General features: G+C 70.8%; 9 protein-coding genes. 3 read left to right on the forward strand and 6 right to left on the reverse strand.

Translation table 11 applies throughout. The features are described 5' to 3' along the window. Positions 1-69 precede the first annotated feature (69 nt). Complete coding sequence (locus GA0074694_RS20900) at positions 70-498, forward strand: Fur family transcriptional regulator (RefSeq protein WP_091461002.1); 429 nt, start codon at positions 70-72, stop codon at positions 496-498. A 22-nt stretch (positions 499-520) separates the two neighbouring features. Further along, positions 521-2,797 carry a catalase/peroxidase HPI gene (katG, locus tag GA0074694_RS20905; protein WP_091461004.1) on the forward strand — a complete coding sequence of 759 codons (2,277 nt, stop codon included), beginning with the start codon at positions 521-523 and terminating at the stop codon, positions 2,795-2,797. Between the two features lie 101 nt (positions 2,798-2,898). Here katG and GA0074694_RS20910 read toward each other — a convergent pair whose 3' ends face one another. The 4 genes from GA0074694_RS20910 to GA0074694_RS20925 form a co-directional block, all read right to left on the reverse strand. Then, on the reverse strand, positions 2,899-3,351 hold the full coding sequence (locus GA0074694_RS20910; RefSeq protein ID WP_091461006.1) for a glycosyltransferase family protein: 453 nt from the start codon (positions 3,349-3,351) through the stop codon (positions 2,899-2,901). Next, positions 3,338-3,673 (reverse strand): glycosyltransferase, encoded by a 336-nt coding sequence (locus tag GA0074694_RS20915; protein ID WP_091461008.1) that lies wholly within the window; start codon positions 3,671-3,673, stop codon positions 3,338-3,340. Before GA0074694_RS20915 ends, GA0074694_RS20910 begins: the two co-directional genes overlap by 14 nt. A 127-nt stretch (positions 3,674-3,800) precedes the next feature. Further along, positions 3,801-4,022, reverse strand: a complete 222-nt coding sequence (locus tag GA0074694_RS33085; RefSeq protein ID WP_245714827.1) for a hypothetical protein — start codon at positions 4,020-4,022, stop codon at positions 3,801-3,803. Between the two features lie 455 nt (positions 4,023-4,477). After that, a complete protein-coding gene (locus tag GA0074694_RS20925; protein WP_218105758.1) occupies positions 4,478-5,251 on the reverse strand; it encodes a ZIP family metal transporter in 774 nt (257 codons plus the stop codon). A gap of 522 nt (positions 5,252-5,773) precedes the next feature. Between GA0074694_RS20925 and GA0074694_RS20930 the strand changes: the two genes are divergently transcribed. Then, positions 5,774-16,669, forward strand: coding sequence for a hypothetical protein (locus GA0074694_RS20930; RefSeq protein WP_176738048.1), 10,896 nt, complete (start codon positions 5,774-5,776; stop codon positions 16,667-16,669). A gap of 416 nt (positions 16,670-17,085) precedes the next feature. Here the strand turns inward: GA0074694_RS20930 and GA0074694_RS34285 are convergent, their stop codons facing one another. Both GA0074694_RS34285 and GA0074694_RS20940 read right to left on the reverse strand, forming a co-directional pair. Continuing rightward, entirely contained in the window at positions 17,086-17,220 is a 135-nt protein-coding gene (locus tag GA0074694_RS34285; protein WP_281190182.1) for a hypothetical protein, read from the reverse strand. 469 nt (positions 17,221-17,689) lie between these two features. Then, positions 17,690-20,773 (reverse strand): hypothetical protein, encoded by a 3,084-nt coding sequence (locus GA0074694_RS20940; protein WP_218105759.1) that lies wholly within the window; start codon positions 20,771-20,773, stop codon positions 17,690-17,692. Positions 20,774-20,939 lie beyond the last annotated feature (166 nt).

Consider the following 20,939-nt stretch of genomic DNA (forward strand, 5'->3'; position numbering starts at 1 on the left):
TCTGGTCCGCGTGCGGGTCCGAGTCGAAACAAAACTTGATTCATTCCAAAACTGGGCTATGTTCAACACATGACGCCCGACTTCGAGACCCAGCTTCGGGCGGTCTCGTTGCGCGTGACCCGACCGCGGTTGGCGGTGCTCGCCGCGCTGCGCGACCATCCGCACGTCGACACCGACACGGTGATCGCGCTGGTCCGGGCGGACCAGCCCACCGTCTCCCACCAAGCGGTGTACGACGTGTTGCGGGCGCTCACCGACGCCGGTCTGGTGCGGCGCATCCAGCCGGCCGGTGCGACGGCCCGGTACGAGTCCCGGGTGGGGGACAACCACCACCACGTCGTGTGCCGCTTCTGCGGCGCGATCGCCGACGTCGACTGCGCCGTCGGCCATGCCCCCTGTCTCACCGCCTCCGACGACCACGGCTTCACGGTCGACGAGGCGGAGGTCGTCTACTGGGGCACCTGCCCCGACTGTGCGACCGAACGCACCTCCCAGTGATCCGCCAGTCGGAAGGAAGCAGATGAGCGACACCCAGGACAACGCCCCCGCCAGCGCGCAGGGCGTGGACGAGAAGGCAGCGGCCGGCTGCCCGGTCGCGCACGACTCGGTGACCGCGCACGGCAGCGAGAGCGAGAACCCGGCGATCGACTCGCCGACCCCGAAGACCGGCGGTCGTCCGCGTACCAACCGGGACTGGTGGCCCAACCAGCTCGACCTCTCGGTGTTGCATGCCCACTCGTCGAAGGGCAACCCGCTGGGGGAGAACTTCAGCTACGCCAAGGAGTTCGCCAAGCTCGACGTCGAGGCCCTCAAACAGGACATCGTCCAGGTCCTCACCACCTCGCAGGACTGGTGGCCGGCCGACTTCGGCCACTACGGCGGCCTGATGATCCGGATGAGCTGGCACGCCGCGGGCACCTACCGCATCGAGGACGGTCGCGGCGGTGCCGGCGACGGTGGCCAGCGGTTCGCCCCGCTCAACAGCTGGCCGGACAACGCGAACCTGGACAAGGCCCGCCGGCTGCTCTGGCCGGTCAAGCAGAAGTACGGCCAGAAGATCTCCTGGGCCGACCTGCTCGTGCTGGCCGGCAACGTCGCCCTGGAGTCGATGGGCTTCAAGACCTTCGGCTTCGCCTTCGGCCGGGAGGACGTCTGGGAGCCCGAGGAGATCTTCTGGGGCCCGGAGGACACCTGGCTCGGCGACGAGCGCTACGCCTCCGAGAAGGAGATGGCGCCCGGCGTCGGGGCGACCGAGATGGGTCTCATCTACGTCAACCCGGAGGGCCCCCGCGGCAACGCCGACCCGGCCGCGGCGGCGCACTTCATCCGGGAGACCTTCGCCCGGATGGCGATGAACGACGAGGAGACCGTCGCCCTCATCGCCGGCGGTCACACCTTCGGCAAGACCCACGGCGCCGGCGTGGCCGACGACCACGTGGGCCCCGAGCCCGAGGCCGCCCCGCTGGAGGCGCAGGGCCTGGGCTGGTTGAGCACCCACGGCAGCGGTAAGGGCGGGGACACGATCACCAGCGGTCTCGAGGTGACCTGGACCGACAAGCCGACGCAGTGGAGCAACCGGTTCTTCGAGATCCTCTTCGGCTACGAGTGGGAGCTCACCACGAGCCCCGGCGGCGCGAAGCAGTGGATCGCCAAGGACGCCGAGGCCATCATCCCGGACGCCCACGACCCGTCGAAGAAGCACAAGCCGACGATGCTCACGACCGACCTGTCGCTGCGCGTCGACCCGGCGTACGAGAAGATCTCGCGCCGTTTCCTGGAGAACCCCGACGAGTTCGCGCTGGCCTTCGCCAAGGCGTGGTACAAGCTGCTGCACCGCGACATGGGTCCGGTCGACCGGTTCCTCGGGCCGTGGGTCCCCGAGGCGCAGCTGTGGCAGGACCCGGTGCCGGCGGTCGACCACGAGCTGGTGGGTGACGCCGACGTCGCCGCCCTCAAGGCGAAGGTCCTGGAGTCCGGCCTGACCACCGCCCAGCTGGTCTCCACCGCCTGGGCCTCGGCCGCCAGCTTCCGGTCCACCGACAAGCGCGGCGGGGCCAACGGCGCGCGGATCCGGCTCGAGCCGCAGCGCGGCTGGGAGGTCAACCAGCCCGAGCAGCTCGCGACGGTGCTGGAGACCCTCGAGGGCATCCAGCGGGAGTCTAACGACGCCGGCGGCGCGAAGATCTCCCTCGCGGACCTGATCGTGCTGGCCGGCTCGGCCGCCGTCGAGAAGGCGGCGCGTGACGCCGGCGTCGAGGTGACCGTGCCGTTCCGTCCGGGCCGTACCGACGCCACCCAGGAGCAGACCGACGTCGAGTCCTTCCGGGTCCTCGAGCCGCGCGCCGACGGGTTCCGCAACTACCTGCGCCCCGGCGAGAAGACGCAGCCGGAGGTACTGCTCGTCGACCGGGCCTACATGCTCAACCTGACCGCGCCCGAGATGACCGTCCTCGTCGGCGGCCTGCGCTCCCTCGGGGCCAACGTCGGCGGCACCCGGCACGGCGTCCTCACCGACCGGCCCGGCGTGCTCACCAACGAGTTCTTCGTCAACCTGCTCTCCCCGGGCACCCGGTGGAAGGCGTCGGAGTCCGACGAGCACGTGTACGAGATCCGGGATCTGGCCACCGACGAGGTGAAGTGGACCGCCACCGCGGTCGACCTCATCTTCGGTTCCAACTCCCAGCTGCGGGCCCTCGCGGAGGTCTACGCCAGCCAGGACGCGCGCGACAAGTTCGTGACGGACTTCGTCGCGGCCTGGACCAAGGTCATGGAACTCGACCGGTTCGACCTCGTCTGACCCTGCTCCAACCGACGGGCCCCGGTCGATCCACCCGTGATCGACCGGGGCTCGTCGGTTCCTGGGATGAGCCGTGACGGAGTCGGCGGGCCGGTGGCCGGTCAGTGGGTGCCGAGCAGGGACGCCAGGCCGAAACGCAGCAGGGGCCAGTACACCTGGGCCGAGTCGGTGACCACCCCGAAGTGGGACGACTCGTTGTCCCCCAGGTAGCGGGTGGCGACGCGCGTCTGCTCGATCGCGTGACGGTCGCGCGTCGCGAACAGCAGGACGTTCATCTCGAAGTCGAAGTCGAAGCCGTCGCCGGGAACCCGCCGCAGCCAATCGAGCAGCGCGTACGGGTACGCGCGGAGCCCGGTCTGCGTGTCCCGCACCGGACGACCGGTGACCAGGGCGAACAGGACACGGGTCAGTGCGTTGCCGGCCCTGCTGCGCAGCGGCGTCCCCGCGTCGAAACGGCGTACGCCCAGCGTGAGGTGTCCGGTCTCGCTCGTGCGGGCCGCCACCCTGGCGATGTCGGCGGCGTGGTGCTGCCCGTCGGCGTCAGCGCAGGCCAACGTGCTGTCCCGGATGGTGCGCGGCGGCGTACCGGAAGCCGACCCGCAGGGCCATACCCTTGCCACGGTTACGTCTGAGCCGAAGCAGGGTGCATCCCCGGTCCCGCGCAGCGTGCAGCACCCGATCGGCCGACGGTTCGTCGCTGCCGTCGTCGATCACGACCACATCGACGTCCGGCGCCGTCAGGCGAAGATCGTCGATCAGTTCGAGCAGTGCTCGACCCGGCTGGTAGACGGGCAGCAGGACGACGACCCGGGCCTCGCCCGGGGCGGTGGGACCGCCGGGGCCGCACGGACCGGGGGAGCAGGACTCGTTGGGCATCGGCACCTCGTCGACGTGGTCGGGTCGTCCGGCGCGGTGGCTGGTGCCGGGCGACGACTACCGCGACCGATACCCCGCTCGGCGTCCGGTCATGCGATGACCGTCGCCGGCGACCACCTGAGCACTGTCACCGTGCGGATCCGGCTGTCCCGGGCCGACGCAGCGCTCGTTCCACCCGGCGCAGCCGGGTGATCGCCTGCTCCTCCCGGCGCAGCAGGTCGGCGCTGGTACGCGCACCCATCAGCGTCAGCCGCGCCGCGACCCGGAGCAGCCGCTCGGACCCACCCCTCTCCGGTTCACCACCGAACGCCGGCACGTCGAGCAGCGCCGCGCCCCGAAGCCCGGGCACCCGGGCAGCGAGGAGTCTGATTCCGTGGCAGGTGCCAGACATGCGACACGATGCCCAGGGGATGCGAGGCATCCAGGACGTGGTCGGGTAGTAGCCCGTCCTCGGCAACCTGTACGAGGTTCTCGAGCGTGCTGCGGGAACGGGACTCCGCCCGCAGGTCGGCGTACCGTCGAGACCAGCCAGACGGGCGTGGCGCACCATCAGGTCCGCCTCGCGGCTACCCGCTGGCGGGGGCTCCGCCCGGTCGCACGCTTCGGCCCACCCTCCGGTGAAGACGACGCGTGGCGGCTGGTCCTGCCGGGCCGACCACCGATAGGAGGACGTGTGTGTCGTGACGTAGCCGACCGCGGCCTCGACCCGGGCGATGCTGGCCGCCGTCAACAGGTAGCGCCCCTGTTCACACCGGACACCGCGCCCGAAGACCACCAGCACCGTGGCGACCTCGCCCGCACCGGTCACAACGTGGCGAGGACGAAGGAGAGCACGAATCCGGCGGTGGTACTCAGCGCGACCAGCGGCCCGCCCTTCTCGTACGCCTCGGGCATCAGGGTGTCCGCCAGTGACGCCAACACCGCGCCCGCGGCGAACGCCAGCGGTAGTGAGATGGTCTCCGGCGCGGCGCTCGACAACGGCCCGGCGCCCAGCACCACCGCCAGGACGAGTACCGCGGCGCACGCACTCCAGGTGCCCAACACGAACCGCCGGGACCGGCCCTGGGCGCGCATCGACGCGCTGCCGACCAGCGCCTCCGGGAAGTTCGACACGAAGATCGCGGCCAGCAGCGCCAGCCCACCGGTGCCCTCACCGAGAGACACCCCGAGCGCGACGTTCTCCGGCACACCGTCGAGAGTGACCGCCGCCAGCAGCGCGAGTCCCGCCGCTCCGGTGGTCGAGGCGGCCGACGCGGCACGATCGCGGGCAGCGGCGTCCGGATCGAGTTTCTCACTGCCGTGGGCCTCTTTCCGGCTGCCCTGCGCCACCCGGTCCAGCCCGGCGCTGAGCACGGTGAACACGGCCGCGCCCACCACCAGACCCACCGCCGCGCGCCAGATGCCGCCCTGCTCGTAGGCATCCTCGAACAACTCGAACGCCAACGCGGTGATCAGTGCTCCCGAGGCGAACGCGAGCAGCACCGCCAGCCACTTCTTCGGAAGACGCACCCAGACGCCGGCCAACGCACCGAACACCAACGCGCTGGAGGCCACCAACCCGAACATGAAAGCTCTCACGCGTCTGACCTACCCACCGGGGTGGGCGCCGCAACCGGATCAGCGAACTCCGACGATGTCGGCGGTGACACTTCGTGATCTTGTCGGACGGGGCAGCCAACCTCGACGGCGAGGCCGGCTGCGTCAGTGGCCGGCTGCTGCCCGAGCGGTCACCGCAGGTCACTCTGCCGTCCCGGCCTCGGGCGGACCCTTGGCCATTGGTTTCTACGTGCGGTCGGGGTGGTGAACCCACTGCCGCGATTCAGTCGTGAGGCAACAGAGCGGGGTGACGGGGATGATCGGGCTGACCGACGAGGAGCTGTTGGTGGAGATGCGTGCGGCTGTGGATTTCAGGGCGAGGAGGCGGACCCGGTTCGCTGTGTCGGGGTGAACGCCGAGGCCACCGGTGCCGAGCTGGTTGCGGACATGAGTGGTGGCACGCGGGGTTGATCCGCGGAGGCGAGATGGCCGAGGGCTGGGGCGGTGGTCTGCGCCGCTGGGTGATTCGCATTGAGTGCCCCTGGTGGGGGTGGGGAGGGGGCGTTGGCGGTGGCTGAGGCCGCGGTTCCTTCCGTTGGGCTCAGTGAGTCGTCGAAGCGGGCGTTGGAGGCGTTCACCGGGATGCGGTTGCACCGGTCGAATCTGCCGGTGTTGGCGTATGACCTGAACGCGTTGGAGGTGTTGGCGGAGCGGTTGCGGACCGTGTTGGTTCCGGAGCTGGCCCAGGTGATCAAGGTGGTTGGGGCGGCGGGAGAGGGTGAGGTCTTCGACCGGTTCGTGGCGCAGACGGCTCCGTTCGTGGAGTTGTTGGACGGGGTCGCCGACGTGAAGGTCGGCGTGGCTCAGGCGATGCGGGGCTTCCTGAACCAGATGGAGCTGACGGATCGTCAGGCGCTGGTCATGTTCATCTTCATGATGACGGAGTTGGCGGTCGCGTTCGCGATGGCGTTCTTCCTGCCGGTGGAGGCGGCGGCGCACATCGTGAAGGTTCGGACGATCATCCAGACGATCCTGCGGTCGTCGATGGTGCGGGCGGCGGCGAGTAGCACGGCGATTCAGATGTTGTTCATGCCGGGGTCGTCGTTGTTGGCGCAGATCAGCATGATGGCTGATGGTCTGGTGCCGGGGGTCGACTGGGCGCAGGTCGGTAAGCAGGCGTTGTACGGGTTGGCGGTGGCGGGTGTGACCACGGCGGCCGGGCCGGCGTTGGGCCGGTTCGCGGGGGTCGTGGGTGGTGGTCTGGCGAAGTTCGGGGTGTCGGATACCACGCGTGACCTGTTGACCCGTTTGTGGATGGTGCCGGTGTCGGAGGTCGGCCTGGAGGTGGTCGGCGATATCGCCGCCAGCTACATGGTCGACGGGACCTACGACCCCGGCGGTCTCGGTATGGCCGTGATTTCCGGGGCGTTGTCGGGGACGGGTGAGCTGGGCGCGTCCGGGGCCGGGGCCGCTGCGCGTCGCGTGGCTGTCGGTTTGGGGTTCAATCCGACCCGGCCCCGGTGGAACATGCCCGGTGGCACCGGTTTCACCGCCGACGGCAGGCCGGTCGCTCCGGTCAATCCGGCACCGTCCACGTATCAGCCGGAGGTCGACGATCCGGCGGGTGCGGGCTCCGGGGGGCAGGCCCCGGTGCCTGTCCCGCCGGTGCCGGCACCGGCGCTGTCAGCACCGGCACCGGTACCGGAGTGGTCGGCACCGACCATGTCCGCGCCGTCGTGGTCGACGCCGGACCTGCCGGTGCCGTCGTGGTCCGTGCCGAACTTCTCGGTGCCGCCGGTGCCGGTGGTGCCTGTGCCGGAGTGGTCGGCACCGACCATGTCCGCGCCGTCGTGGTCGGCGCCGGACCTGCCGGTTCCGTCGTGGTCTGTGCCGAACTTCTCGGTGCCGACGGTGCCGACGGTGCCGGTGGTGCCCGTGCCGGAGTGGGTAGCGGTCGCCGGCGCGCCGGTGGTGGAGCAGTGGCAGCGGTTCCAGCGGGAACTGGTGGACCACTACGGTGGGCTCCTGGCCGGGACGGGGCAGGCGCGGCAGTTCCTGGCCGCGCTTCCCGTGCCGGTCGAGCAGGTCTTCACCGAGTGGGCCGACGCTCGGCAGAACGACCCGACCGTTCCCGCTTTCCTGTTCCGGATCGGCCTACCCGCCACCGCGCTCACCGAGCGGTACCTGTTCGGGGTCCGGGACCAGGCCGTCGCCCGCATCACCGAAGCCCTCGCGGGGCAGATCCCGGCGGGCGGGCAGATCCCGGCGGTGGTACGGCCGGAGCAGGTCGTCGCCGCGTTGCCGGCGGAGTTCGACCGGCAGGCGTTGCGCTCGGCCGTGCATCTGGCCGCCCAGCACCACATCGACCAGTACCTCACCACCGCCACACCGACGCCCGTCACCCTGCAAGGCGGACTGGTCCTGCCCGGGGCCGTTCAGGTGCCGGGGGCCCCTGGCCTGCCGGGCGGTGCTGGCGTGCCGGGCGGTGCTGCCCTGCCGGCGGTCGTCGGTACGCCGGGGACCCCGGGCGTGCCGGGTGGCGCGGGCGTGCCGGGGGCCGCCGGGGCGGCGGCGGTGCCGTCGGACGCCGTGCGCGCCGCGGTCGCGCGTGACGTGCGGACCCACGTGGACCGGAGCCTCGACGCGATCCTCGGCACCAACCCACTACCCACCGCACCACTCACCATGCCGTCGGCCGTGCCGTCGGCCGTGCCGTCGGCCGTGCCGTCGGCCGTGCCGTCGGCTGCGGTGGCCGGTCCGGACGCCGCGCAGGTCAACGCCGTGGCGGACGTGGTCCGCCAGGTGGTCACCGACCTACCCGCCCGCTTCACGGCCGCGGTCATCCCCGACACCACCGCACCGGAGGCCACCCCAGCCGGCACGGACACCCCGGCACACGGGCGCACCGACGTGCCGACGGTGCCGGTGACCCCGGAGCAGCACACCGCAGCAGCGACCAGCCTGGCGGAATCCCAGTTCACCGCCCTGGCGAAGGAGTACGGCGTCGAGCCGGCCAACCACGACACCCTCGCCGGATCCTTCCGACAGGACTGGGTCGACGGATACCACCAGGTACTCGCCCAGGCCACCGCCACCCCCGGCACCCCGGCCATGCCCGGGGTGCCGGCCATGCCCGGGGTGCCGGCCATGCCCGGGGTGCCGGCCATGCCCAGCGTGCCGGCGATCCCCAGCACGTCGGACGCGCCGGGAACTCCGGGCACGCCGGATGCGGCCGGGGGCCGCAGTCCGGTGCCGGTCGGCGCGGCCCCCCGCACCGACGGCACGCCGATCCACGACAACGCCAGCGACCGGATGTCAGTCAGTGACATGTCCGTCTCCAGTGAGGACATGTTCAGCCGCGACAGCAGTTTCCACGACACCATGACGGTCAGTGACCTCTCCTCGTCGGACGAGCCGATCAGCCGTGACCCCGTCAAGGGCGAAGTCAGTGACACGGATTCGTTCAGTGGCGTGTCCTTGTGGGACGACCCGATCGGTGGTGAGCCTGGCGGACGCGGTGAGCCGGCTGTAACGGCGACTGGGCCGGCCGTAACGGCGACTGGGCTGGCCGTGGGGATGGTCGAGTCCGGGCGGCGGGGCGGTGACTGGGCTATCGCGGAGCAGGTGCGTCCCGGCGGCGGTGACGGGTGGTGGTGTGTGGCGGCGACGTTCGATGTGTTCCGGGCCGAGTACGGGCGGCTGGGTAACCGGGTGGTGTTCGACGACCGGGTCATGGGAGCGGATGGGCGGCTCGCGCCGACTATGGGTTGGTCGCAGCTGATGGAGATCCTCGATGCGGTACCGGAGCGTGTCGCTCAGCCGGGCGGGGTTGCGGGAGAGGATGTGCTGGCGGGGTTGCGGGCGGTGCCGGGGTCGATGGTCGTGGTCAGGGTCGCGCCACCGAACGAACCGCAGCATGTGTTCGCTCTTTCCAGCCAGCCGCGGGGTTCCGGGCCGGCGAGGATCCGGGTGCGGGATCCTCTGGTGCCCGGGGCGGTGGACCGGCCCGAGCCGGAGGATCCGGTACGTGATCCGTGGCTGCGGCATCTGTTCGTATCCGGTACCCGGGTGGCGGTGTTCGATGGGGACGGGCGGCCCACCACGATCAGCGGTCTCCTCGGCCGGACCGGCGGGCACCGGCGGCCGGTCACCGCGGCCGGTACCGATGTCGGTGGGTTCCTGCTCGCCTCGACCAGCACGCCACGCGGCCCGTCGCACGCGATGCGGGCTGACACCACCGTTGCCGGCCCGGTCGACTCCCCGAGGTCCGGTCCGGTGGGCGAGGACGGCTCGTCTGGTCCTGGTCTGGCGTTTGGTGTCCAGGCTTTCCCGGATGTCGTCCCCTCGGATCTGGAGGGGATGGATCTGGGCACACCACAGCTCGACGGCGGGTGGGAGCCGGCGCGGGACACCGGACAGGCCGAGTCCCCGCTGACGGAAGTACCCGGGATGCCGGACCTGGGCCCGGATCTGGACCCGGACCCGGATCTGGGTCGATTGGGTGTGCCGTCGCTTGATGAGGATGGTGCGTGGGTGTCGTCGGTGGTGGGGGACCCGGCGCCGGTGGGGGTTGCGCGGGAGGGGGTTGCGGCTGGTGTGGGTGGGGTTGCCCCGCTACCGGAGCCGCCGGATCATGTGGTTCATTGGCGGCCCGGTGAGGATGGGCCCGCGACCCTCCGCGCATACCTGGAGACGGTGGAACTCCCCGACGGGGTGTCCCTGGACCCCGACAAAAAGGGGAGGTTGGGGTCGGGGATGGCCGCTTGGGTGAAAGCCTGGGCACAGGGACTGCGGGGTAAGACCACCCCCGACGGCCACCCCTACACCCAGGACGCGGTAGCCACACTGTCCGGCAACCTGACCAACCAGCAAACGGTCGGGAATTATTGGCGGGAGGTGGCGGCGCCGCTGCCCCCGCCGCCGGGTCATGTGGTTCGTTGGCGGCCCGGTGAGGGTGGGCCCGTGACCCTCCGCGCATACCTGGAGACGCTGAAACTCCCCGACCGGGTGTCCCTGGACCCCGACAAAAAGGGGAGGCTGGGGCCGGGGATGGCCGCTTGGGTGAAAGCCTGGGCACAGGGACTGCAGGGTAAGACCACCCCCGACGGCCACCCCTACACCCTGGCTGCGGTAGCCGCACTGTCCGGCGACCTGATCAACCAGGTATCGGTCTTGAGATATTGGCGGGAGGTGGCGGCGCCGCTGCCCCCGCCGCCGGGTCATGTGGTTCGTTGGCGGCCCGGTGAGGGTGGGCCCGTGACCCTCCGGGCATACCTGGAGACGGTGGAACTCCCCGAGGGGGTGTCCTTGGACACCGGCAAAAAGGGGAGGCTGGGGTCGGGGATGGCCGCTTGGGTGAAAGCCTGGGTACAGGGACTGCGGGGTGAGACCACCCCCGACGGCCACCCCTACACCCTGGACGCGGTAGTCACACTGTCCGGCAACCTGATCAACCAGCAAACGGTCGGGAATTATTGGCGGGAGGTGGCGGCGCCGCTGCCCCCGCCGCCGGGTCATGTGGTTCGTTGGCGGCCCGGTGAGGGTGGGCCCGTGACCCTCCGGGCATACCTGGAGACGGTGGAACTCCCCGAGGGGGTGTCCCTGGACCGCGACCAACTCGGAAGGCTGGGGCCGGGGATGGCCGCTTGGGTGAAAGCCTGGGCACAGGGACTGCGGGGTAAGACCACCCCCGACGGCCACCCCTACACCCAGGATGAGGTAGCCGCACTGTCCGGCAATCTGATCAACCAGCAAACGGTCGGGACATATTGGCGGGTGGCGGCGCCGCTGCCCCCGCCGCCGGATCATGTGGTTCGCTGGCGGCCCGGTGAGGATGGGCCCGTGACCCTCCGCGCATACCTGGAGACGGTGGAACTCCCCGACCGGGTGTCCCTGAACACCGGCAAACAGGGGAAGCTGGGGCCGGGGATGGCCGCTTGGGTGAAAGCCTGGGCACAGGGACTGCGGGGTGAGACCACCCCCGACGGCCACCCCTACACCCAGGACGCGGTAGCCGCACTGTCCGGCAACCTGACCACCCAGGGATCGGTCGGGAATTATTGGCGGGAGGCGGCGCCGCCGCTGCCCCCGCCGCCGGATCACGTGTCCACTTGGCGGCCCGGTGAGGATGGGCCCGTGACCCTCCGTGCATACCTGGAGACGGTGGAACTCCCTGACGGGGTGTCCCTGGACACCGACAAGAAGGGGTATCTGGGGTCGGGGATGGCCGGTTGGGTGAAAGCCTGGGCACAGGGACTGCGGGGTGAGACCACCCCCGACGGCCACCCCTACACCCAGGATGAGGTAGCCGCACTGTCCGGCAACTTGATCAACCGGCGAACGGTCGGGAGATATTGGCGGGAGGTGGCGCCGCCGCTGCCCCCACCGCCGGATCACGTGTCCACTTGGCGGCCCGGTGAGGATGGGCCGGCGACCCTCCGCGCATACCTGGAGACGGTGGAACTCCCCGAGGGGGTGTCCCTAAACACCGACAAAAACGGGAAATTGGGGCAGGGGATGGTCGCTTGGGTGAAAGCCTGGGTGCAGGGACTACAGGATGAGACCACCCCCGACGGCCACCCCTACACCCAGGCTGCGGTAGTCACACTGTCCGGCAACCTGACCAACCAGACATCGGTCTGGAGATATTGGCGGGAGCCGGCGCCGCCGCTGCCCCCGCCGCCGGATCACGTGGCCACGTGGCGGCCCGGCGAGGATGGGCATGACCCGTCTCAACGCGACACGGAAATCCTCGACCCGGAAATCCTCGACCCGGAACTCCTTGACCCGACGCTTCTTGACCCGGCGGTCGTGGAGGATCCGGGGTTGCCGGACCTGGGCCCGGGCGTGGGTCTAGGCCTGGCAGGGGTGGATCTGTCGGGATCGCCGCCGGGCTTGGGGTGGACGCCACCGGACGGCACCGATCAGGTCGATTCTCTGTTCCCGCTGTCGGAGGTGCCCGGGCTGGATGGTTCGTCGCCGCACGCGATGCGGGCTGACACCACCGTTGCCGACCCGGTTGACTCCCCGAGGTCCGGTTCGGTGGGCGAGGACGGCTCGTCTGGTCCTGGTCTGGAGTTTGGTGTCCAGGCGTTCCCGGGTGTCGTCCCCTGGGATCTGGAGGGGGTGGATCTGGGCACACTGCAACTCGACGGCGGGTTGGAGCCGGCGCGGGACACCGGACAGGCCGAGTCTCCGTTGATGGGAGTTCCCGGGCTGGATGGTCCGTGGGCGTCCTCAGCAGTGGAGGACACCGCGACCGTGGCGGTCCCGCACCAGCGGGACGCGGGAGACCACGACCGGTCTCAACGCGACCCGGAACTCCTTGACCCGGAACTCCTTGACCCGATGCTTCTTGACCCGGCAGTCGTGGAGGATCCGGGGTTGCCGGACCTGGGTCCGGGCGTGGGTCTAGGCCTGGCAGGGGTGGATCTGTCGGGATCGCCGCCGGGCTTGGGGTGGACGCCACCGGACGGCACCGATCAGGTCGATTCTCTGTTCCCGCTGTCGGAGGTGCCCGGGCTGGATGGTTCGTCGCCGCACGCGATGCGGGCTGACACCACCGTTGCCGACCCGGTTGACTCCCCGAGGTCCGGTTCGGTGGGCGAGGACGGCTCGTCTGGTCCTGGTCTGGAGTTTGGTGTCCAGGCGTTCCCGGGTGTCGTCCCCTGGGATCTGGAGGGGGTGGATCTGGGCACACTGCAACTCGACGGCGGGTTGGAGCCGGCGCGGGACACCGGACAGGCCGAGTCTCCGTTGATGGGAGTTCCCGGGCTGGATGGTCCGTGGGCGTCCTCAGCAGTGGAGGACACCGCGACCGTGGCGGTCCCGCACCAGCGGGACGCGGGGGACCACGACCGGTCTCAACGCGACCCGGAACTCCTCGACCCGGAACTCCTTGACCCGACGCTTCTTGACCCGGCAGTCGTGGAGGATCCGGGGCTGCCGGACCTGGGCCCGGATCTGGGCCCGGATCTGGGCCCGGATCTGGGCCCGGACCTGGACCTGGACCTGGACCTGGACCTGGACCTGGACCTGGACCTGGACCTGGACCTGGACCTGGACCTGGACCTGGACCAGGATCCGGATCCGGATCTGGATCTGGATCTGGATCGATTGGCTGTGCCGACGCTTGATGAGGATGGTGCGTGGGTGGCGTCGGTGGTGGGAGACCCGGCGCCGGTGGGGGTTGCGCGGGAGGGGGTTCTGGCCGGTGTGGGTGGGGTTGCCCAGGCCGGGTGGGAGTTTCCGGTGCCGGCTGATGGGTTTTGTGTGTTGTCGGCGTTGGTGGCGGCTGATCCGGTGTGGGTGCGGGACGTGTTGGCGGGGGCGGGGGTGTTGCCGGCGGATCTGTATGCGTGGCTGTCTGATCCTGGTGGGGTGCGTGTCGGTGTGGGGCGGTTGGGTGGTGTGGTGCCGGTCGGGTCTGAGTTGGGCCGGGTGGATGGGTTGTTGCAGGGGCTTGTCCTGTCGTATCTGGGTGCTCGGGTCGGGGGGTTGCCGGCGGATGTGGTGATGCGGCGGGCGTTTCTGCCGCAGGGGGAGCCGTGGCGGCAGGTGCGGGGGCTCAGTGATGGGCAGGTGGTGGCGCGGTTGGTGGAACGTCTGGGTGGTCAGGGGGTGTTGGGGGGTGGTGTGGTGACTGAGGCTGGGTTTCTGGATGTGGGGCGGGTCGGGCAGCGGTATGAGGAGGCGCGTGCGGAGTTGGTCGGGTTGGGGTGGGATCCGGGTCCGGTGACGGAGGTGCCGCAGGAGCAGTTGGATTTTGTCAATGGGCGTGGTCGGGGTTTTCAGGTGGCGTTGTTGGCGCCGGAGCGGGCGCGTGACTATCTGGTGCATGTGTTGCTTACGTCTGATGGGCCGTTGGAGGCGGACGAGTTCGCCGAGGTCGTGGAGACGGTGGCTGATTGGGGTCGTCGGTGGGGTGGGCCGGGTGGGGAGTTCCTGCTGCCGTTGTTGGCTCATGCCACGGGTAGTCGGATCACGGTGTTGCAGCGCACCGGGTGGGGGGTGAGCCCGGTGGCGGTGTTCGGGCCGTTGGACGGCCGGGGGGTCAGCTTGTATTACGTCGCTGGCGACCCGGCGAATCCCGCCCTCTACAACCACTACAACGCCGCTGTTTCCGCTGCTGTCCTGTTGCCGTCCGGGCCGGCCGGGTTGTCGTGGTCGGACGACTGGGACCGGTTGTTCACGCGGTTCGCCGGTGTGCTGGGGCTGGGGTCCGCAGCGGGTGAGCGGACATTGGCGCCAGGAGCTGAGAATGTGCGTCATCGTCTGCAGGTGGAGTTCGACCACGTCGTGGGCAGAACCGGCTTCGTGGAGGAGAATGGTCTGTCCACGGCGGATGTGGCGATGCTGCGGCAGGCCCTGGACACGCGTGGGACGTCCGTTCCTCACCTTGAGGGGGCGCTGCTACGTCTGATGTCGCAGGTGTATGAAGTGACCATCGCGGTGACCTCTGCCGGGTCGGGATTCCACGGTGACCATGTTGTCGGATCCGGGTATTTCAGGACGGTTGCCCTGGACCTCTCCGACACTCAGGTCATGCCCGGCCCGGCAGCTCTGCAGACGCCGGCGGCGTCCATGCCGGCCCCTGCGGCCCGACCGGTGACCCCGCAGCCCTCACCACCCCCACCCCCACCCACATCCACAACCGCGGTACCGCTACCGGCGCCACCGGATCATGTGGTTCATTGGCGGCCCGGTGAGGATGGGCCCGCCACCCTCCGCGCATACCTGGAGACGGTGGAACTCCCCGACCGGGTGTCCCTGGACCCCGACAAACAGGGGAAGCTGGGGTCGGGGATGGCCGCTTGGGTGAAAGCCTGGGTACAGGGACTGCGGGGTAAGACCACCCCCGACGGCCACCCCTACACCCTGGATGCGGTAGTCGCACTGTCCGGCAACCTGATCGACCAGAGCACGGTCTCGAGATATTGGTCAAATGTGGCGCCGCCGCCGCCGGATCATGTGGTTCGTTGGCGGCCCGGTGCGGATGGGCCCGCGACCCTCCGCGCATACCTGGAGACGCTGGACCTCCCCGACCTGGTGTCCCTAAACCCCGACAAACTCGGAAGGCTGGGGTCGGGGATGGCCGCTTGGGTGAAAGCCTGGGTACAGGGACTGCAGGGTAAGACCAGCCCCGACGGCCGCCGCTACACCGAGGCAGCGGTAGCCGCACTGTCCGGCGGCCTGATCAACCGGCGAACGGTCGGGAGATATTGGCAGGAGGCGCCTCCGCCGCCGGATCATGTGGTTCGTTGGCGGCCCGGTGCGGATGGGCCCGCGACCCTTCGCGAATACCTGGAGACGGTGGAACTCCCCGACCGGGTGTCCCTGGAACCCGACAGAAAGGGGAGGCCGGGGTCGGGGATGGCCGCTTGGGTGAAAGCCTGGGCGCGGGGACTGCAGGGTAAGACCACCCCCGACGGCCACCCCTACACCGAGGAAGCGGTAGTCACACTGTCCGGCAACCTGATCAACAAGAGCACGGTCGGGAAATACTGGCGGAAGGTGGCGCCACCGCCGCCGCTGCCACCGCCGCTGGATCATGTGGTTCGTTGGCGGCCCGGTGCGGATGGGCCCGCGACCCTTCGCGAATACCTGGAGACGGTGGAACTCCCCGACCGGGTGTCCCTGGAACCCGACGAAAAGGGGAGGCTGGGGTCGGGGATGGCCGCTTGGGTGAAAGCCTGGGTGCGGGGACTGCGGGGTAAGACCACCCCCGACGGCCACCCTTACACCGAGGAAGCGGTAGCCGCACTGTCCGGCAACCTGATCAACCAGCAAACGGTCGGGACATATTGGCAGGAGGTGGCGCCGCCGCCGCCGGATCATGTGGTTCGTTGGCGGCCCGGTGAGGATGGGCCCGCGACCCTCCGCGAATACCTGGAGACGGTGGAACTCCCCGACCGGGTGTCCCTGGAACCCGACGAAAAGGGGAGGCTGGGGCCGGGGATGGCCGCTTGGGTGAAAGCCTGGGTACAGGGACTGCAGGGTAAGACCACCCCCGACGGCCACCTTTACACCCAGGAAGCGGTAGCCGCACTGTCCGGCAACCTGATCAACCAGCAAACGGTCGGGACATATTGGCAGGAGGTGGCGCCGCCGCCGCCGGATCATGTGGTTCGTTGGCGGCCCGGTGAGGATGGGCCCGCGACCCTCCGCGAATACCTGGAGACGCTGGACCTCCCCGACCTGGTCTCCCTGGACCCCCACAAACCCGGGAGGCTGGGGTCGGGGATGGCCGCTTGGGTGAAAGCCTGGGTACAGGGACTGCGGGGTAAGACCACCCCCGACGGCCGCCGCTACACCCTGGACGCGGTAGCCGCGCTGTCCGGCGGCCTGATCAACCGGCGATTGGTCGCGACATATTGGCGGGAGGCGGCACCGTCGCTCCCTCCACCACACGGAACGGGTCAAGGTCCTGACCGGACGTCTACTTCGCCTTCGCGTCAGTAGCGGCCGATTCACGTCTCGGCAGCGGTAGTGCGAGATGCCCGACCTGACCGGTAGTGGATGCATTCGGTCCGGCTCGCCCCCGCGCGGAATCAGCGCATCTCGTCCCGCGATCGTGTCTGGTTCGCCCTCGCCCGACATCGACGGACATGGTGTCCGTCGAGCCGCGCCTCAGACGCCGTACGCCTACCACATGACCGCGCGGCGCGCCTACTCCTCCGACCTGTCCGACGCCCGGTAGGCCCTGATCGCACCCGCCTGACCGCCTGGCGACAGGCCTGCGCCGACGCCGGCGTCGGCGGCCGCACCCCCACCCACGACCTACGCGACATCCTCGACGCCATCCTGTAGGTCAACCGCACCGGCATCGCCCGGCGCTACCTGCCCCACGACTTCCCGCCCCACTCGACGGTCTACGGCTACTTCGCCGCCTGGAGCAGGGAAGGCATCTTCACCGACTTGAACCACCAGCTCACCGGGGCACGATCGAAGCCACGACCACGCCACCACCCGCTGCGGCGGGGTGGCCCGAACTCCAGCGGGTCAAGCTGCACCTACGGCTGCCTGCGGGCTACCGGCTGGACGGCGCGACGGATCCGGGTCCGGGCAGACCCCGTTCGCCCGTATCGCCAGGAACGGGCTCGCATGGCAGGAGGTCCGCACCCGCGTCTCGGTCCCGGCTGACGCGGCGCCCGGTGACTACCGGATCACCACGACCGCCCGCCCGGACGACGGGGAGCCCAGGGCGTTCACCACGACCGTGACGGTGGCCCGGCCGACTTCCGGGACCTACTCGGACCTGGTGCGAGCCGACGGCGCCGTCGGTTACTGGCGGCTCGACGACTCCGGGGGGACGGTGCTCGACAGGTCCGGGCACGGCAACGACGGGGTCGTCCGGGGAACTGTGACTCAGGGGCAGCCGGGACCGCTGGCCGACGAGGACAGCCGGTCGACGAGCCTCGAGGGCGGCGACCAGGGCGTGCTGGTTTCGCGATCATGGACCCTGTGCCGTACCGGAGGCGGTCAGGCGGCCGGCCGGCGACGACCCAGGGACAGGAGCAGGCCGACCGCGGCGAAGGCGGTGCCGGCACCGGCGGCGTACCCGGGGAGGCCGGCGGGGATGCCCAGGTGGACGGTGATGCCGAGGATGCGGGACAGGCCCCAGGGCAGCAGCGCCAGCTGGTCGTTCCAGACCGTCAGCGCGCGCTCCAGGCCGACCACCGCGACCAGGCCGGACAGCACGACGAGCGGGACGCCCGCCGCGGTCAGGGTCAGTCCGACAGCGCCTCGGCGTCGCAGACCGTACCGGTCCCGCAGGACCAGGGCGGTGGCCACGAACAGCCAGCAGAACGCCGCGAACGCGACGGTGACGTACACCGCGCGCGGGGTCGGCTCGGTCCAGAAGGCGAACCAGTACCGTCCCGGTCCGCGCCCGGCGAGCGCCACCAGCAGCAGCACGCTGCGCAGCAGCGCGACACCGCCGACCACGGCCCACAGGTGGAACGGGTCCCGCCGGCCGACCACGAGGCGTACGACGAGGGCGAACAGCGCCCACCCGCCGAGGGTGACCAGCAGGTGCGCCGGGGCGGCGAACCAGGTGAAGACGAGGCGGCTCCCCACCAGCACCGCAGCCGGGACCAACCACACCAGCAACCGGTCCACCCGGGACTCGGGCACCGGCAGTGCGGCGACCCGCCACGGGCGGACCGCGCCGAGCAGCAGCCCCCGCGCGGCGGCACCGCCGAACCCGTGCCCGCGCAGGCCGAGCAGGACCACCAGCAGGATCGACCCGAGCAGCACCCGGGCCGCCCAGGCCATCGCCGGGTCCCGGTCCGCGCGCCGCGCCCCGAGGTCGGCGGCGGTGAAGTTGTACGCGGGCAGGTCCAGGTCGGCGCCGTAGCGCTGCCGGTGCACGTCGCGTGCGTCGGCGTACGCCGCCCCGGCCAGCCGCCAACCGTGGTAGGCGGCCGGGGAGCCGGTGTCCAGCCACTGCGTGTGCCGCAGCACCATGGTCCGGTAGGCGCCCAGGGTCTCGAACAGGTTGACCTGATAGTCGAGCGTCCTGGTGAAGTGCTCGCGTAACCCGGCGTCCCGCCACGTCGCCGGGTCGGTCGCGGTGACCAGGTCGCGCATGCGTCGGGCCAGTGCGACGGCCTGCCCACCCTCGTCGATCGCCACGTCGACGCGACCACCGGTCACCGCGTAGACGCTGCCGAGCGCGGCGGAGTCGCCGGTCGGGATGTCCCACTCGAAGATCCACATCATCGGCGGTGGCTCCAGCCCGAGCGCCCGCACCGACCTGTCGGCGTACGGCCCGATGTAGAGGCCACTGGTGACCGCCTGCCGGGACAGCGCCATGGCCTGCCCGATCGCGGCGACGGTGGCCGGGTCGGCGGAGAACGTGCGGTACGCCCAGTCCGCGGTGACCTGCGCCGGGTCGGCGTCCGGGTCCCAGGCCAACCGGGCGACGGCGTACGTGTTCAGGTCGTACAGCTGCCAGAACCCGGCACGCAGGTGCAGCGACATGGGCCCGGCGCGCAGCGGGCCGCCGTCCTGGGTCCAGTTCCAGACACCCTCGACCCTCGGGTTGGCGGCGAGGAACTCGCGTAGCGCCTGCCGGTGCAGCGGGCCGAGGTCGTTGGGCAGCGAGCCGAACCCCTCGAACTCGCGCCGGGCCTGGAACTCCACGATGCGGCGGTGCCCACCGGAGCGCAGCGTGGTGTTCAGCGGCAGGTGACTGTAGAAGTCGCCGAGGGTGTACTTGGTGGAGACGATCAGGTGCGGGTCGTGGAACCCGCCCAGCACACGCTCGTACGACTCGGGGTTGGTGTGCAGGTCACCGACGGCGCCGACGCCGACCGTCCAGGTGCGGAAGACGACCTCCTTGCCGGCCCGGCCGGCGGTGTCCAACAGCGCCCGCAGCATCGCGCGTACGGACGCCTCCGTGGTGACCGCGAGCCGCGACGAGTAGTCCCAGCCGTCGGCGGCGTACACCTCGCCGCCCTCGCCGACGCGGACCATGAGGCCGTCGACGAACGGCATCTTCCCGAACAGCTCGGCCAGCCCGGCCTGGTAGACCGCCCACAGCCGGGGGTCGGTCACGTCGAGACCACCGACGGTCCTGGTCAGGTACGCCTCCAGCGGAGGCGACACCGCGAGCATGTCGGTGAGCAGGAAGACCCGCACACCCATCTCCTCGGCGTACCGGAGGACCGGGCCGAACGCGGCCACCATCGCCGCCGCGCGGTCGACGTGCGGGTCACCGGGCGGGTAGACCGCGTGCCCGTCGCCGACGTCGGCGAAGGTGACGTACTCCAGGAAGCCGGGCACGACGATCCCGTTGTAGCCCTGCGCCACCGAGTGGTCGACGAACTGCCGGAACTGCGCGTCGATGCGGGCCACCGCCCCGGCGTCCACCCACGGAGCCCTGGGCAGCAGCGCCGGCCCGACCACGTCGGTGTTCAGGTTGTAGTCGTCGCCCGCGGCGAAGGCGGCCGGGTCGGGCTCGCGGCCCACCGAGCCCGCGTCGGTCAGCCGCAGGCCGAGCCGGGGCGTGACCAGCCGGCCCGCGTCGGCGGCGGGGAGCACCTCGGCACCGGAGCGGATCCGGTCGGCGAGCCGGTACAACCCGGCGGCGGTGCCCACGACGTCGCTGCCCTCGACGGCCAGTTCGGTCCCGCGCACGCCGAGCCGGTACGACTCCGCCGTCCCGCCGAGAGTGGCGAGCACGCCCGCCCGGAGGGTGGTCACCCCCGACAGGGCCGAGCCCGGGGTGCCAGCCGCGCCGGCCTGCCGTCGGCCCGTGGCCGGTCCGGCGTCGGGTGGCGCACCCACGGCAGTCGCCGTCGTGACGGGGCGCGCGGCCGGGGTGACGACCGGGCGGGGCCGGCCACGGGAGACGAGCGCGTCGGCGACGGCGGTCGCGGCCTTCCTGGTGCGCGGCGCGTCGGGCACGACGAGGGACGTCAACGGAGGTGGCGGGGCGGCCACCAGTGGCGGCGCGGCGGTGGCGTCCTCGCGCGGCACGGCGGCAGGGGTGTGACTCAACCCGAGCGTGTCGCCGACGCCCCAGGCCACGCCCCCGCCAAGTGCCAGCAGCACGGCCACGGTGACGAGAAGGTGATTATGGCCTCCGGACCCGAACAACGTGAGCCACATTCGCATCGTAGTCCCACTGTGGACCCGGCCGGCGGCTCCGCGCCTGACCATCACGTCGCGGGAGGGGCAGGCCCCGCCCTGGTACCCCGTGGACGGAGGTGCCAGGACCGGGCCC

The sequence above is a fragment of the Micromonospora inyonensis genome, from assembly GCF_900091415.1.
Lineage (GTDB): Bacteria > Actinomycetota > Actinomycetes > Mycobacteriales > Micromonosporaceae > Micromonospora > Micromonospora inyonensis.

Bases quoted from the DNA above. Each gene is read 5' to 3' on its own strand.
- GA0074694_RS20915 (WP_091461008.1), bottom strand. From the start codon at position 3,673: ATGCCCAACGAGTCCTGCTCCCCCGGTCCGTGCGGCCCCGGCGGTCCC.
- katG (WP_091461004.1), top strand. From the start codon at position 521: ATGAGCGACACCCAGGACAACGCCCCCGCCAGCGCGCAGGGCGTGGAC.
- GA0074694_RS20900 (WP_091461002.1), top strand. From the start codon at position 70: ATGACGCCCGACTTCGAGACCCAGCTTCGGGCGGTCTCGTTGCGCGTG.